Raw genomic sequence first — 15,358 nt, forward strand, 5'->3', positions numbered from 1 at the left:
CCCGTGCCCGGCGCCGGTGGTGCGACGCCGGGGTCACCTCACGCGTCCTCGCTCAGACCCCCGCATCGCAGCATCCGTCCCGCCTCATCAGCCGTCCCACCGCGAGCCAGTCGTCCTCGCCGCCGTCGGCGGCGGTACGGCGTGCCGGGGTCTCGAACGCGGCCACCAGGTCCTCGGTCGTGTACAGCACACCTCCCCTGAGCACCGACACGGTCCGTACGAGCGTGTCGAAGTCCGTGAACGGGTCGCCGTCCACCACCGTCAGGTCGGCGATCCTGCCCTGCTCCACCGTGCCGAGGTCCCGGTCGACTCCGAAGAGCCGGGCCGGCAGTACGGTCGCGGTGCGCAGCGCCGCCGCCGGCGACAGCCCGCCCCGGTGCAGCGCCCGGAGGCCCAGGTGCAGGGAGAGGCCGACGGGGACGAGGGGCGCGTCCGTGCCGAGGGCGACCAGACCGCCCGCGGCCAGCACCCGCCGGTAGACGTCGGTCTCCGTGCGCAGGGTCGCCAGTTGGGCCGGGGTCGGCGCCACGCCCGCCGACTGCCGTACCGCCGCGACGTCCCACGGCGGCATCACGGCGGTGACCCGGGGGTCGTCGGCGAGCCCGGGATCCGCGCCGAGCAGGGGCACAGCGGTGAACGGGGTGGCGATGAGGCCGAAGTTGACTCCTCGCGCGCCGTAGATCTCCACCACGTCCTCGAAGGCGTGCCCTGACGCGGTCACCGCGTGCCCGGACTCGCCTCGCTGAGTGGCCTGCAGATGTGTCGTCAGGTCCTGCCCCAACTGGACGCCGGGCGAGAGGAGATGGCTGCCGGCCCGTACACCGAGTCGCTCGTGCGCGAACCGGGCCGCTTCCTCCATCACCCAACCGGGGGCTCTGACATAGGTTTTGACGAAGTCCCAGTCGAGCGCGGCGCCTCGCTCCAGGGAGCGCCGCAGCCCTTCGCGGGTGCGGTGGGCGCGCCCCATGCTGTAGGCGACGCGGGCCCCGTCGAGGAGTTCGCCGGTGGTCAGCAGCCGGGGACCCGCGAGCTGTCCGGCGGCCACCGCCTCGCGGATACGGGCCTGTTCGTAGGCGAATCCGCCGAGGGACACGGCGGTGGTGATCCCGTAGGTCAGTTGGCCGACGCTCTGGCGTCCGCCGTAGGTGCTCTGCCACGGGTGGGTGTGGGTGTCCCAGAGGCCGGGGACGACCGTGCGCTCCGAGGCGTCGATCCGCCGGAGGGCGCCGGGGCGCGCGGCGCGGTGCGGTTCGACCGCCGCGATACGGCCTGCGCGTACGACGATGTCGACGTCGTCCCGTACGGCGTCACCGGTGCCGTCCCACAACCGCCCGGCGTGCACCACGGTGTCGGCGGGGGTGGGCGTGCGCCGGTCCAGCGGTACCCGGACGGTGCGGGCGTGGGTGCCGTCGGTGCCGATGAGCCGCAGTTTCGAGCCCGACAGGTACATCAGTGTGCCGGAGTCGCCGGACCAGGAGGGGTGGTCGGCCGGTTCGTCGGTCAGGGTGCGGAGTGCTCCTCGCGGGGTGCCGTCGGACGCGACGGGCAGCAGACACAGCGCGGACTCCACGATCACCGCCATCCAGCGTCCGTCGGGTGACCAGACGGGCCCGGAGTCGTACCGGTCGGCGATCGACACATGGGGCGCGACGGCGTGCAACCGGTCGGCGCCGGTCGTGGTGTCCACGACGCGGATGAGGTTGTAGCCCTCCCTGAAGCGCAGGTTGAGGCGGTTGCGGTCGCAGAAGGCGAGGTACCGCCCGTCGGGCGACCAACTCGGCCGGCCGGGCAGCCCGCCCCCGCCGAGCGGGGCCACGAGGACACGTTCCGCACCGGTCGCCAGGTCGCGGACGACGAGTTGGCCGGTCATGTCGAGGCAGGCGAGCCTCGTGCCGTCGGGCGAGAGCGCCGGATGCACCCGGCCGCCCGTCGCGAGCGCGGTCTCGTCGCCGGTGGCCAGATCTCGCCGGTACACGCCGAGGAGTCCGTCGCGGTCGTCGGCGTACAGCAGGGAGCGCCCGTCGCGCGCCCACACCGGTCCGAGCGGATAGCGGGTGGCGGACGACCGGCGCAGCCGCTCGGGCGGGCGTGCGCCCGAAGTACCGGCCAGCCAGATCGTGTTGAGGGCGGCGAAGGCCACCCGCCGTCCGTCGGGCGAGAGCGCGGGCAGATGGATGCCCCGCACCGGCCGCACCCGCGCTTCCCCCAGGTCGTACTCCTTGACGCGGTACCGCGGCCGGTCCACGGGGAGCACCCCCTCGAAGGGGATGGTCTCCGGTTCCTCCGGCTGTCCGGGGCGTACGAGGGTGAAGCGGCCGTCGACCGTGAGCAGCAGTTCTCCCCGGTCCGTCCAGCGCGGGGGGACGGCCGCGAGGTCCCCGGCGACGGTGACCGGCTTGCCGTCGACGACGAGCGCGCAGGAGGCGTGGGGCGCCGCCGTGGTCCGCAGATAGGCGAGCCGGCGGCCGTCCGGCGCGAGGGCCGGTGTCATGACCTGCGCGGCCTCGGTCTCGGTGTGTGCGACCACGACCGGTCCCGCTCCCCCGGCCGGGACGGCGGCGACGGTACGGGCGTCCAGGCCGAGCCCGGTGGCGGTGGTGACGGCCCGCGCCCGTACGAACAGGATCCGCTCGCCGTCCGGCGCCCAGGTGGGGTCGAAGTCCTCCCAGGCACCGTCCTGAAGGGGGCCTTCCTGTCCGGCGAGCCCGCTGACGCGGGTGATGTCGCCGGTCCGCAGGTCCAGGACATGGATGCGGTACGGTCCGCCGGTCACCGGGTCCCCCGCGCGCTCCGAGGCGAAGGCGACCCGGGTGCCGTCCGGGGACCAGGCCGGGCCCCGGTCGTCCCAGGGCCCTTCGGTCCGCTGCCGTACATCCGTTCCGTCCGGCCGCATGGTCCACACGTGGTATCCGCCGCCCTGGTAGGCGCAGAACAGGATGAGGGTGCCGTCCGGGGAGTGTGTGGGACGGTTGGGTTCGAGGCCCGCCGGGGTGAGCGGCACGGCCGTACCGCCGGTACGCGGCACCGACCACAGGACGTTCTGGATCTCGGCGATCAGCCGGTCCCCGTCGGGTGAGAGCGTCGCCGCGCCGTTGGTGGCCGTCGTGAAGGACAGCGAGAGCCCGGTGTGCGACCGTGCCGCCGCCGGAGTGGCACCGATGACGGCGACCCCGGTGGTGGCGCCCGCGGCGGCCAGCAGTTGACGGCGGGAGAGCGAGAAGGCGGCGGTGTTGCTTCGTTCGCGATCCATGACGAAGCAGGCTCGCGCACCTCGAAGCACAGGGGCAACACCGCCATTCACGCCAAACGGGGACTACCGTCACTCGGGCAGATTGAGCTGCCAGGAGACGCCGAAGCGGTCGTTCACCCAGCCGAACTTGGGGCTGAAGCCGTACGAGCCCAGGGGCATGAGCTCCGTGCCCCCTTCGGCGAGGGCGCCGTAGAGGCGGTCGAGCTCGGCCTCGGTGTCGCACTCGACGAACAGCGATACCGCGGGAGTGAACCCGAAGGCGTGCTTGACGTGGCTGTCGATGCACATGAACCGCTGTCCGGCGAGCGAGAACGTGGCGCGCTGAACCGTGCCCGCCTCGCCGGGACCGTCGGCGCCGTAGCGGGAGATGTCGACGATCTCGGCGTCCTCGAACAGGGACATGTAGAAGGTCAGCGCCTCCTCGGCCCTGCCCTCGAACATGAGGAACGTGGTGATCTTCTGTGGCATCGAGGCCATGATGCTGCCCTTCGGGTGCTGGCGTGCGTCCGTCGAGGACGAGGTTAGTGCCTGTCCGGGCGCGGAAGCGGTGGCCGGGCTCTGTGACCAGGTGTGCGCAGGCGGCGGTCGGTGGCGGGGTCAGACGGGGTCGGGGATCCAACTGCCGTGGAAGCCGGCCGGGACCCGGACGGGCAGGTGGACGGTGGCGACCGGTGGGCCGGTGAAGTCCTCGGCGGAGAGGATGACGAGGTCGGTGGCGCCGCGCCCGGGGTCGAAGACGAGGACCAGCAGGTAGCCGTCGTCCTCCGCGCGGGCCTCGGCGGTGGGTACGAAGGCGGCCTCGCCGGTGTAGTGTCCGTCACCGAACGCACGTACCACGGTGGACTGTTGAGAGACGTCATGTTTGATCAGCGCGTCGCCGGAGGCGGTCGGGGGCGACCCGTCGAGGGCGTCTGCCGGGCCCAGGGCGCGGAGCAGCGCGGAGGCGACGGCGGAGTATCCGTAGCGGTGGGCGCGGCCGATGACGGCCGGGTTGACCGCGGGGAACTCCTGGGGGCGGTCATCGAGCCGGGTCTCCTTGGCCTCGCCGGTGAGGGTGTCGAGCTCCCAGCGGTCCAGAGTGGGGGAGTCCGGGCTGTTCAGCGCGGAGCCGATGAACATGCGCGGGTAACGGACGACGTCGATGATCACCCGATGGCCGTCCTCGTAGGCGTTGAGGGTGTGGAAGACGAAGCAGGGCTCGACGTCGAACCAGCGCACCTCGGTGCCGTTCCTGGGCAGCAGCCCGACGCGCGCGCCGCGGGCTTCGTTCCACATGACCGGGAACGGCTTGCGCGCCACGTCGGAGACCGGGTCGACCGTGACGGAAAGGTCGTAGACGACCACGTGGCGGGGGGTGAGGGCCATGTCGTGGACCACCGGCATGTGCGGCGCCGGGATGTCGGCCGCGCGGACGACTCTGCCGTACGGGGAGATCACCACGTGCCGCAGCCGGTCGCAGCCGGCCCGCTGCCAGGTGATGGCGTGCAGTTCACCGGTGGCCGGATCGAGCTTGGGGTGGGCGGCGAACCCGTCGGGCAGGGTCCCGCCGAAGTCGGTGGCGCCGACGGTCTCGATCTCGTAGGAGAGTTCGTAGGGCCGGAAGCCGCCCTCCACCAGGGCGAAGGTGCGGTCCGCGTGGCCGATGACATGGGTGTTGGGCCCCACGTCGCCGATCCGTACCGCGGCGCCGGGGCGAGGCCGCTCACCCAGCGCCTCGGCCACGGCGGCGCTGCGGATCCAGCGGTTGCGGTACCACTTGGCCCGGCCACCGCGCAGCCGCACCGCGTGCACCATGGCGGTGCCGGCGAAGAGATGCGGCCGGCCCGGGGCGCCGGGGTCGATGGGGTTGGGACCGTTGCGCAGATAGCGGCCGTTCAGGTCGTCCGGGATCGTGCCGGTGACCGGCAGGTCGTAGACGGTGACCTCGTCCCGCACCGGAGCGTAGGCGCCGGTGAACGGGTTTCCGGTGGCGGGCATCGTGGTCCTTCCGGTCCGTCCGACCCCTCCGGGGGCCGGACGGACCGGGTGAGGAGGAGCACTGGCTGCTCCCACTGTGCCCGCCCGACGGCGGCGCCGGGAGACCGGTCATGGCGGTTACCCCGATCGAGCGAACTCCCGCACGACGCGTCGGTCCGCCGCGTCCTGCCATATCCCGAGGTACGGGCGACGAGCGAAATCGTGGCCGGCCGATGGCGCCCCCGCGCTCAGGAGGCGCCGCTCTGGACGGGACCGATGACGGTGCCCTTGGCCACCTTGAGCGCTCCCTCGGCGAAAGATGTGCCGGGGATCTGCCCGCCCGGGGCCTGGAGGGCGAACGATGCCTCGTTCGCGGGAGTGCCGAGGTCGCCGCTCGGAACCTGGATGTCGAAGTGCACCGGGCGGCCCGGGCCGAAGGTCACCACGGTTTCCTGGCTGCCGTAGCGGCCGGCGGTGACTCCGCTGTCCGAGCCGTGGTTCGAGAACCGTACGTCGGTGGGCGAACCGGCCAGCGTGCACGGCTCGTACCCGCGCGGCGCGGTCAGGGTGACGCGGTAGTGACGGTGCCCTGAGCTGGCGGCCGCCTCGGTGATCTTCGCGGTGTGGTTGGCCGGACGACAGGCCGAGGGAGCGGCCCCGCTGCCCGCGGTCGGTGAGGCCTGCGCGGCTCCCGCACCGGCAGCGCCCGCCAGCACCGTGGCGGCGAGGGCGACGGCGATCCCGCTGTTGGTACGCATCATGAACGCTCCTTGCCTTGCTCGTCGGCCCTGCGGGGGTGTTCCGTCAGAACCATGGTCGACGCCATCCCTGCCCGCCTTCCCGCGCGGGAAATGTCCCAGGATCGCCACAGCCGGGTCTCCGGTACGTGAGGTGCAGGCTCCTCGGCCCGGGCATCGCGGGGTCGCCCCACGCGCCTCGATGGCGCGCTTTCAGGAATCCTCGTCGGCTCGGTCCTGGGGTGACCGCTCTTCGAGGACTCCGGCGAGGGCCGAGGCGACAAAGGCGACGGCGCGGTCGTCGTCCTGGGCCAGTTGGTGAAGGATCTTCTGCGCGGTGGTTCCGCCGAGCTCGAAGAACGCCTGGGCGAGGCGGATCCGCGTCGCGGAGTCCGCGGTGGGCGCGGCGAGTTCGTCGACCAGGGCGGTCGTGATCCGGTCCGCGCACCCGGGGTCCCGGAACAGCGTTCCCAGCGCCTCCGCCGCGTCCACGTCGTGGGAGCCCTCGACCACCATGGCGACGAGTGTGGGCACGGCCGCGGCCACGCCATGCCTGCCCAGAGCCAGAGCGGCGTGCCCGCGCACCGTCGTGTCCGGGTCCCCGAGGGCGTCCGCGAGCACCGCGGTCGCACCCGGAGCCTCGGGCATCTCGGCGATCGCCCGCACCGCGCGCCGCCGGATGTCGACGTCCTGCGAGTGCGCGCCGGCGTCCAGTGCCGCCACGACGTCGCCGCCCGATCGGGCGAGCGCCCAGCGCAGGGCACCTGCGACGTGCGGGTCCGATTCGACCAGGACCGCCGCGGCCAGCAACTCGGCGGGAACCGACGCGCCCTCCGACCGGGCCAGGACGGCCTGCTGCCTGCGGGCGGCGCTGGTCGAGTTGAGTGCCCGCATGAGTTCGACGGTACGCAGGACGCCCTGCCAGCCGGTGGGCGCCGACGCGTCGATCGCACGGAGCCGCACAAGCAGTTCCTGTTCCCGCGCCAGGCGGTCCTCCGTGGAGCGGATCAGGCCGCTGACCAGGGCGGACGGCGTGAAGGCCGGGTCCTCCAGCGCGCGCACGACCTGCTTGAGCGAGAGCCCGAGGGACCGCAGGCTCTCCACGTGGAAGATCCTGCGGATGTCCTCGGCGGAGTACTCGCGGTAGCCGCCGGCGGTGCGGCCCGTCGGCCGCACCAGCCCCAGGGCGTCGTAGTGCCGAAGCATCCGGGTGCTCACCCCGGAGTGGCGGGCCACCTCACCGATCAGCAATCCGCGGTCTCCGAGGTCCCGGTGCCCACCGACGCGGCCACGGCGGCGGCAGCGGCTCGTTCCGGGCCGAGTGTGACCACGCGCTTCGCCTCTTCGACGGCCGCGTCGAAACCGGCCTCCGGGTTCTGCCGGAGCAGTTCGGTGGCACGGGCGTGCGCGGCCACCGCCGGGTCGGGATGCTCCGCGGCCTTCTCCAGGGCGGGCCCGATCACGTCGCCGAGGTCGACGAAGGCCCGGCTCAGGCTCATCCGTACGTCGCGGTCGCCGCGGCCGAGCTGCGGAACCAATGCGTCGACCAGGCCCTTTTCCTCGTCCTCGGGCACGAGGACGACCGCGACGCGCCACGCGGTCCGTGCGACCTCGTCGTCGGCGTCGCGCAGCAGGTCGCGGGTGATCCAGGCCCAGGTGCCCTTGTCGCCGATCTTGGAGAGCGTGTGGAGCGCCTGGCTGCGGGCCTGGGTGCGTTCGGAGCCGAGCTCCTGGCGGATCCGGGGCAGGGTGATCTCCGGCGAGAGGCGGGTCAGCGCCCAGGACAGCATGTCCCGTACGTAGAAGTCCGGCTCGACCGCGCACCGCTCGACAAGCGTCTCCAGGAACACGGGGTCGGGGTTCGAGCCGACCGCCAGGGCCGCCTGTAGCCGGATCGACGAGTCCTCGGCGCCCAGGGCATGGGCCACGCGGGTGTTCCGCGGGGTTACGTTGGTCGTGTTGATCAGGACCACCTCCTGCGCCCGATGGAAAACCCTATCACCGTGTCAAGGTCAAGCCCGTGACCAGCGCATGGGGAAATCCGCTGGTCACAGGCGCCCCCAGGACGCTGGGTGACCGTACGCACTCTTGCTCAGGTGCGGGGACCACGGCCAGGAGATCCGCCGCCTGCCGACGAGCCGGGCTGGGCCGTCGGGATTCGGTGGGTGAAGAACAGCGCGACGAGGGCGGCGAGCGCGAGGACGGCGAGGGCGGCGCGCAGACCGTCGAGTCTCGCCGCGGCGTTCGCGTCGAGCGCGGCGGCGGTCACGTCCGCACTCGCGTCGGCGTCCTTGAGGGCGGTCTTGAGCTGGGCGTCCGACAGGAAGGGCACGCCGCTCTGGAGCTGGACGTTCGCCTGGGTCTTGACCGCGGTCGGGACTGCCGGATTCTGTTCGATGCTGGTCAGGAACGATGTGGTCAGCGTGGCGATCAGGATCGACCCGGCGAGTGCCGTACCGATCGAGGCCCCGAGGTTGGTGACGGAGTTCTGGACGCCGCCGACCTCCGCGCTCTGCTCGTCCGGCACCGAGGACACGGTGACCGAGCCGAGCTGGGAGGCCAGCGCGCCCATGCCCAGCCCGATCAGCAGCAGCGGGATCGTGACGATCTCCGCCCCCGCGCCCGCGTCGAGCGCGGCCATCAGGGACACGGCCCCCGCGAACATGGCGAGGACACCGAGCCGCACCACCCGCCGCGGTGAGACGTCCGGGAGAAGGCGCGGGATCAGGATCGCGGCGGCCAGCAGCGTCAGCGAGAGCGGAAGAATACGCGCGCCGGTGTCGAGCGCGGAGAGGCCGAGCGCCACGGACAGATAGAGCGGTACGACGAAGAACACGCCCATCTGTACGAGGTACTGGAAGAAGAACATCGTCAGGCCACCGGTGAGTTGCCTGTTGCCCAGCAGCGCCGGGTCCACCAGCGGTTCCCTGCCCTGGGCGACGAGCCGGGCCTCCCAGCGGAGGAAGACCCAGATCAGGAACAGGCCCGCCAGCATCAGCCACACGACCGGCGAGACCCCCAGCCACGAGGGGGCGTCAGGTTTCGGCCGGAACCAGCCCCACTGGTCCGAGCGCAGGACGCCGAACACGAAGATCCCGAGCCCCAGGGCGGAGAGCACGGCCCCGACGAGATCGAGGCGCGGACGCCGGTCGGGCACCGCGTCGGCGACCCGCCGGGCGAGCACCAGGATGCCGAGCACGAGCACCACCTCACCGGCGAACACCCAGCGCCAGGAGAAGTACGTCGTCGCCACACCCCCGATGAGCGGCCCCACCGCGATCGCCACGGCCCCGGCGGCGGCGACGAGTCCGTAGGCGCCCGGACGGCGTTCCACGGAGAAGTTCCCGGCGACGAGCGCCACGATCGCGGGCAGGATCAGCGACGCCCCGACCCCCTCCAGGAACGCCCAGCCGATCAGCAGCACCGGCAGGTTCGGAGCGAGCGCGGTCGTCAGCGAACCGCAGCCGTAGATCCCGCAGCCGATCATGAACGCCCGCTTGCGACCGATCAGCGCGCCGACCTTGCCACCGGGGATCATGAGCATCGCCATCACGAGCGTGTACGCGGTGATCGCGCCCTGGATCCCGGTCACGGTACTGCCGACGTCGTCGGCCACCGTCGCGATCGACACGTTCATGACGGAGCTGTCGAGCGCCATCAGGAACTGGCCCGCCGCGAGCGTCGGCAGGACGACCCGCGTCGATGTCGAACGCCCGCCCGTGTCTGCCTTGGGGGTCATGGCCGCATTGTCACCACGGTCGTGGTCCACTCCTCCGGCGACCCGCCATGAAGATCATCCGATTGGCCGCTGGTCGCTTCGACACATCGCGGTGTGCCACGCGGCAGCGTCGAGCGGACTCCGCGGCGCTTCAGCGTGCGGCGTCACCGGCACGTGTTCCGGCGGGCGGGGTGGTGCCGGCATCCAGGAATTCGCGGATCGCGAAGGCGACCAGTGTGAGTACCGCCGTCCACACCACGACCATCGTGGTCGGGTAGGTCCAGGTGAACAGGACGATCGCCGCGACCACCAGGATGGCGACCCCGATCCAGCGCTTGAAGCGGTGCACGAACCGCCCGACCGCACCCAGAGGAAGTCCCGCCGACACCGCCACCTCGCGCAGAGCGGCAACGCTTCTGCGGCAGCCCGTACGCGTGAGTACGGCGACCCGGGACGGACCGGCGAGGAAGGCGCCGACGGCGGTGAAGAGAGCGACCGCGGCAAGCGACCGCACACCGGCGCGCAGGAACCTGACCAGCGCGTCGTACACGGCTCCGGCAGCCGCCCGGGACGCCCCCGGAGGCAGATGATCGAGGTAGACGTCGCGCGCGACGGTGAGGGAGACGCCGAGAACCAGCATGGCGACGAACACCGCCAGCGCGGCCCCGGTCAGCGCATGACGGCGGTTGAACGCCGCGTACACCCCGGCGGCGGCGACCAGCAGGGCGATGACGGGCAGCCAACCGCCGAGGATCTGCAGCACCCGCAGCCACGTCTTGACCTTGCCGACATCCTCCGACTCGAACACGACGAAGCTCGTGTGGACGGCCGGGATCTTCGCGGCGGGAGCGAAGCCGGCGCCGACCAGCCGGTCCTTGACCTCAGCGACGATCGGAGCCACGTCAATGGCGACCTGGTTGTCCTTCAGCGAGACCGCGCCCTCGGCATGCCCCGTCAGCGCCTTGTCGAAAGCGGCGTGCGCACGGCGGTTGCCCTTCACCCAGACCGTCTCGAAGGCACTGCTGGTGACCACCCGCTTCACCGTGCCGCCGATCAGTTGTTCGAGACCCTTGGTGATCGGCCCGTCCAGGCTCTTCAGCGACTTCGCCACCCGCGGCGGAACGCCCTTCTGCGAAGCCGCCGTCGACACTTCCTTGACCAGAGCATCCACGTTGATCTGTGCCAGTACTACAGCCGTGACACGGTTGGTGACCGCCTTCTGCACAGCGGGGTCGCCGGCCAGCGGCCCGACGGTGGCGACGTAGCGATCCGTGTCCCGCACGATGCTGTTCGCCCACACCGCCACGACGGACAGCAGTGTCAGCAGCGCGGCGAAAAGGATCAACAAGGCCGAGCTGAGCGAACGGACCCGGTGATGCCCCGGCGGCCCGGCCCTCTCCAGGACGCTCAACCGCTTTCGCAGTGCGTCCAGCTCGCCGCGCTCCCGGTCGGAAAGCCGGGCGTCGCCATCGTCACTCATGACGCCAAGGGGACGCCCCCGGCGCGGAACGCGCGACCTGGGCGAACCGTGCGTGTGAACGCACTCGGCCATTGGCCGTCGGGCGCGGTACGCGGGAAGCCGCACCGTGCCCGACGGCTGCCGGACCTGACGTCACCGCTCCGACAGCCCTCAGCTCTGCTGGGGCCGGCCGTACTCCTGCGCCATCGCGCCCGCGAAGTCGTACACGATGACCTGTTCGTCGCCGACAACCCAGGCATCGTGACCGGGCGGGCAGACGAAGACGTCCCCGGGGCCGATCTCACACTCGGCGCCGTCGTCCATCCGGAGGCCCATCCTGCCCTGGACCACGAAGCCGTTGTGATGGACCTCGCAGCTCTCCGTGCCGGCCAGGGGACCCACCGACTCGGTCCAGTGCCATCCGGGCTCGAACGTGGCCACGGCGAAATCCAGCCCCGTCAGGTGAAGAGCTTCGAGGTGGCCGCGCGGAAAGTCTCGCCGTTCATCAGGCTTTTCGATCGTCTTGACTTCCATCATGAGGGATTCCTCCAACCGCCCCCCTCGTCCTTCCATGGTGCTGCTACCGGAGGGCCGCTGGCTACCCCTGGCGGCAAAAGCCTCGGAAGCGGTCCGGAGCAGCGCCGTATCCCCCTGCGCGCCCCATCGGCACGGGGAGCCCGCCGGGGCGGGACAGGCGAAATCGCACGATCGTGCGATTCCCTACGCTTGGAGTCGTCACTCACCATCTCTGCCTGAGCACACTCGATCAGGTAAGCATCAGTTCCTGGGGCGCGACCCCGCGTCACGGCAACGAGCGCGTGAGCCACACCACTTCACCACTGTCCTCCGTGGAAACGTGATCCCGCTCGAACCCGAGCTTCTCCAGGACACGGAGCGACGGTGTGTTCCACACACCGACGGTCGACCAGAGCCGTTTGCGCCCCGTCGCCACAGCGGCATCGAGTACCGCGCCGGCCGCCTCGGTGGCGTAACCACGCCCATGCGCGCGCTGGAACAGCTCATACGCGATTTCCGGCTCCTCCACGGTGGAGCGACCGATGATCAACCCGCAATAGCCGATGAAGTCGCCCTCGTCACGGCGCTCGATGGGCAGCAGGGCGATCCCCGTTGCCGCCGTCGCGGCGAGCAGCTTCGCGATGGACGTCCGGGTGTGCTCAACCGTGGGCGTCCCGTTGCCGCGTTCGGAGAGGAGCGCGCTGAACTCGGCGGCGTCCGACTCGGCCCACGGCCGCAGTATCAGCCGCTCGGTCTCCAGGTGGAACGACATCGTCTCGTACGTAGCCATGGGACCTACTCTGCACCACGGGTCACCACGGGTCACATGTGGCGCTGCTTCGGTAGACGGGCCGGTATCTCTCGGTATCAGCCCGTGATGTGCGCGGACGCCGGTTCCTCCAGCCTGGGGACAGGAGGCGAACCATGACCTGTCACATCAGCAAGGAGTTCCACTTCTCCGCGAGCCACCAGCTCGACGGGCTGCCGGAGGACCACCCGTGCGGACGCCTGCACGGCCACAACTACGTAGTGGCGCTGGAGCTTTCCGCGCCCACGGACGGGCTGGACACCACCGGTTTCGTGCGTGACTAAGGGGATCTCAAGGAGTTCAGCATCTGGCTGGACCATGAAGTGGGCCACCAGCGGATGTCGTACCCGGCGAGTCGCCATGCGCCACCGATATACGACACGACCGACTACCCCTGCGCAGGCGTAGGGCGAGGGGCGACGTCGCCGCGGGTCAGCGCACCCGGCCCCGTGGTTTCAGCGCCACCGGGGGCAGTTCCGGGGCGGGCAGCCGGGCGCCGTCGTAGCCGGTGACCTCTCCGAAGCGGGAGGTCTCCGTCCAGTCCTTGCGGGCCTGCTCGATCTCTTCGTGTGATCGCGCCACGAAGTTCCACCACATGACCAGTTCCTCCTCGAAGGGCTCGCCGCCGAGGAGCATCAGTCCGGCGTCGGACTCGGCGCGCAGGGGGAGTTCGGTACGGCCGCAGCCCAGGTAGAGCATGGAGCCGGGGAGTACGGGCACACCGTCGACCTCGGTCTCGCCGGACATGCACAGGACCGCGTACTCGAAGTCGGGTTCGAGGGGCAGCCGGGTCTCGGTGCCGCGGGCCAGTGTGAGGTCAGCGCCGACCAGGGGGGTGTAGGTGGTGCCGGGTGAGACCGCGCCGTCGAGTGTGCCCAGGATGACGGTGGCGGTCAGGCCGGGGGCGGTGACTTCGGGCAGGTCGGCGTGGTGCTGGAAGTGCGGGGTGACCTCGCGGTGGGCGTCCGGGAGCGCGACCCAGAGCTGCGCGCCGTGCAGGAAGCGGGCGTGGGAGCGGGGGCTCTCCTCCGAGTGGGAGATCGCCCGGCCCGCGGTCATCAGGCCGAGTTCGCGCGGGCGTACGGTCTGGAGGCTGCCGAGGCTGTCGCGGTGCAGCACTTCGCCGTCGTGCAGCCAGCTCACGGTCTGGAGACCCATGTGCGGGTGCGGCGGGACCTGCATGCCGGGCTCGTCGGCGATGTCGTCGGGCCCGTAGTGGTCGACGAAGGCGAACGCGCCCACCATGCGGCGGCCGAGGTTGGGCAGCAGTCTGCGGACTTCGGTGGATTCGCCCAGCCGGACCGCGCGGGGACTCAGCAGTTCTCGTACCGGCTCGGCGACGACGAAGCCGCGACCGCCGCAGACGGTGGCGGTGGCCTGACGATCAAGATTGCTCATGGCGCCCAATCTAGCGCCCCTCCCGGCACGCTTGGCCGGTCGCGGCACGAGCTCTGTGACAGGGGCAGAGGTCCTGTCACGGGTCGATGGTGTCCGGGGCGTGCCACACCGTGGTCGTGTTGCAGAACGCGCGGATGCCCTGCCCGGACAGCTCACGCCCGTATCCCGAGCGCTTCACGCCGCCGAAGGGGAGGGCGGGGTGCGAGGCCGTCATCCCGTTGAAGAACACACCGCCCGCCTCCAGGTCGCGTACGAAGCGGTCCGCCTCGGCCTCGTCGCGCGTCCATACGTTGGAGCTCAGGCCGAACGGTGTGTCGTTGGCGAGTGCCACGGCCTCGTCCAGATCCTTGATCCGGTAGAGCGTGGCGACGGGGCCGAACGTCTCCTCGTGGTGGATGCGCATCGCGTCGGTGATGCCGGTGAGGACGGTCGGCTCGTAGAACCAGCCCTTGCCGTACTCGTTGGGCCGCTGTCCGCCGCACAGCGCGGTCGCTCCCTGCCGTAGCGCGTCCTCGACCAGTTCCTCCAGATCGGCGCGGCCCCGTTCACCGGCGAGCGGGCCGATGTCCGTGGACTCGTCCAGCGGGTCGCCGACCGTCAGATCGCGCATCCCTGCGGTGAACAGGGCGGCGAAGGTGTCGAACACGTCCTCGTGGACGATGAAGCGCTTGGCGGCGATGCACGACTGGCCGTTGTTCTGCGTCCTGGCGGTCACGGCGGTCCGCGCCGCGCGTTCGATGTCCGCCGAGGGCATCACGACGTACGGATCGCTGCCGCCCAGTTCCAGGACGGTCTTCTTGATCTCGTCGCCCGCGACGGCGGCGACCGCGCGGCCGGCCGGTTCGCTTCCGGTGAGGGTGGCGGCGGCCACGCGGGGGTCGCGCAGGACGGTCTCGACCGCGTCCGACCCCACGAGCAGGGTCTGGAAGCAGCCCTCGGGGAAGCCGGCCCGGCGGAAGAGATCCTCCAGGTAGAGCGCGGTCTGCGGGACGTTGGAGGCGTGTTTGAGCAGGCCCACGTTGCCGGCCATGAGGGCGGGGGCCGCGAACCGTACGACCTGCCAGAGGGGGAAGTTCCACGGCATGACGGCGAGAATCACCCCGAGCGGGCGGTGGCGGACGAGGGCCCGGGCGGCGCCGGAGTCCTTCACGTCGGCGTCCGAGGGGTGTTCGTCGGCGAGCAGTTCGGCGGCGCGGTCCGCGTACCAGCGCATCGCCTTCACGCACTTGGCGGCCTCGGCCCGGGCGGCGGCGACCGGCTTGCCCATCTCGGTGGTCATGGTGCGGGCGATGTCGGCCTCGTCGTGCTCCAGCAGGTCGGCGGCGCGGTTGAGCAGTCCCGCCCGCTCGTCGAAACCGGTCGTGCGGTACTGCCGGAACGCGCTGTGGGCCGCCGCCAGGCGGGCCTCGATCTCGTCGGCCCCCAGCGGGTCGAAGGTCAGCAGCGTCTCTCCGCTGGCGGGGTTCACCGTCGCGATGGGCATGGCGATTCCTCCTCGAATTCGGCCGTCGGCCCC

At 71.4% G+C, this 15,358-nt stretch carries 13 protein-coding genes; 1 reads left to right on the forward strand and 12 read right to left on the reverse strand.

Annotation, left to right across the window (positions count from 1 at the left end; translation table 11 throughout):
* Positions 1-52: 52 nt before the first annotated feature.
* From ACIBJC_RS01705 to ACIBJC_RS01750, 10 genes are all read right to left on the reverse strand, one after another.
* Entirely contained in the window at positions 53-3,250 is a 3,198-nt protein-coding gene (locus ACIBJC_RS01705) for an amidohydrolase family protein (protein ID WP_399286254.1), read from the reverse strand.
* Between the two features lie 69 nt (positions 3,251-3,319).
* Positions 3,320-3,718 carry a VOC family protein gene (locus tag ACIBJC_RS01710; protein WP_399286257.1) on the reverse strand — a complete coding sequence of 133 codons (399 nt, stop codon included), beginning with the start codon at positions 3,716-3,718 and terminating at the stop codon, positions 3,320-3,322.
* A gap of 129 nt (positions 3,719-3,847) precedes the next feature.
* Entirely contained in the window at positions 3,848-5,227 is a 1,380-nt protein-coding gene (locus tag ACIBJC_RS01715; protein ID WP_399286259.1) for a carotenoid oxygenase family protein, read from the reverse strand.
* A gap of 227 nt (positions 5,228-5,454) precedes the next feature.
* On the reverse strand, positions 5,455-5,967 hold the full coding sequence (locus tag ACIBJC_RS01720) for a DUF4232 domain-containing protein (protein WP_399286262.1): 513 nt from the start codon (positions 5,965-5,967) through the stop codon (positions 5,455-5,457).
* A 189-nt stretch (positions 5,968-6,156) separates the two neighbouring features.
* Complete coding sequence (locus ACIBJC_RS01725) at positions 6,157-7,194, reverse strand: MerR family transcriptional regulator (protein WP_399286265.1); 1,038 nt, start codon at positions 7,192-7,194, stop codon at positions 6,157-6,159.
* The gene (locus ACIBJC_RS01730) at positions 7,188-7,871 is read right to left on the reverse strand and encodes a HEAT repeat domain-containing protein (RefSeq protein WP_399286268.1); all 684 of its coding nucleotides are present in this window, start codon (positions 7,869-7,871) and stop codon (positions 7,188-7,190) included. The genes ACIBJC_RS01725 and ACIBJC_RS01730 overlap by 7 nt, the downstream gene beginning before the upstream one ends.
* A 164-nt stretch (positions 7,872-8,035) precedes the next feature.
* A complete protein-coding gene (locus ACIBJC_RS01735) occupies positions 8,036-9,682 on the reverse strand; it encodes an MFS transporter (RefSeq protein WP_399286271.1) in 1,647 nt (548 codons plus the stop codon).
* 130 nt (positions 9,683-9,812) lie between these two features.
* Positions 9,813-11,141: a hypothetical protein gene (locus ACIBJC_RS01740; protein WP_399286273.1), complete on the reverse strand. Its 1,329-nt coding sequence runs from the start codon at positions 11,139-11,141 to the stop codon at positions 9,813-9,815.
* A gap of 150 nt (positions 11,142-11,291) precedes the next feature.
* Entirely contained in the window at positions 11,292-11,657 is a 366-nt protein-coding gene (locus ACIBJC_RS01745; protein WP_399286276.1) for a cupin domain-containing protein, read from the reverse strand.
* Between the two features lie 265 nt (positions 11,658-11,922).
* Positions 11,923-12,426: a GNAT family N-acetyltransferase gene (locus ACIBJC_RS01750; RefSeq protein ID WP_399286279.1), complete on the reverse strand. Its 504-nt coding sequence runs from the start codon at positions 12,424-12,426 to the stop codon at positions 11,923-11,925.
* 134 nt (positions 12,427-12,560) lie between these two features.
* On the opposite strand from ACIBJC_RS01750, the gene ACIBJC_RS01755 reads away from it, so the two are divergent.
* Positions 12,561-12,728, forward strand: a complete 168-nt coding sequence (locus tag ACIBJC_RS01755) for a 6-pyruvoyl trahydropterin synthase family protein (RefSeq protein WP_399286282.1) — start codon at positions 12,561-12,563, stop codon at positions 12,726-12,728.
* 148 nt (positions 12,729-12,876) lie between these two features.
* Here ACIBJC_RS01755 and ACIBJC_RS01760 read toward each other — a convergent pair whose 3' ends face one another.
* Positions 12,877-13,842 carry a pirin family protein gene (locus tag ACIBJC_RS01760; protein ID WP_399286284.1) on the reverse strand — a complete coding sequence of 322 codons (966 nt, stop codon included), beginning with the start codon at positions 13,840-13,842 and terminating at the stop codon, positions 12,877-12,879.
* Between the two features lie 76 nt (positions 13,843-13,918).
* Positions 13,919-15,325 (reverse strand): NADP-dependent succinic semialdehyde dehydrogenase, encoded by a 1,407-nt coding sequence (locus ACIBJC_RS01765; protein ID WP_399286287.1) that lies wholly within the window; start codon positions 15,323-15,325, stop codon positions 13,919-13,921.
* Positions 15,326-15,358: the final 33 nt, after the last annotated feature.

The organism is Streptomyces sp. NPDC050509 (assembly GCF_044457965.1).
GTDB lineage: Bacteria > Actinomycetota > Actinomycetes > Streptomycetales > Streptomycetaceae > Streptomyces.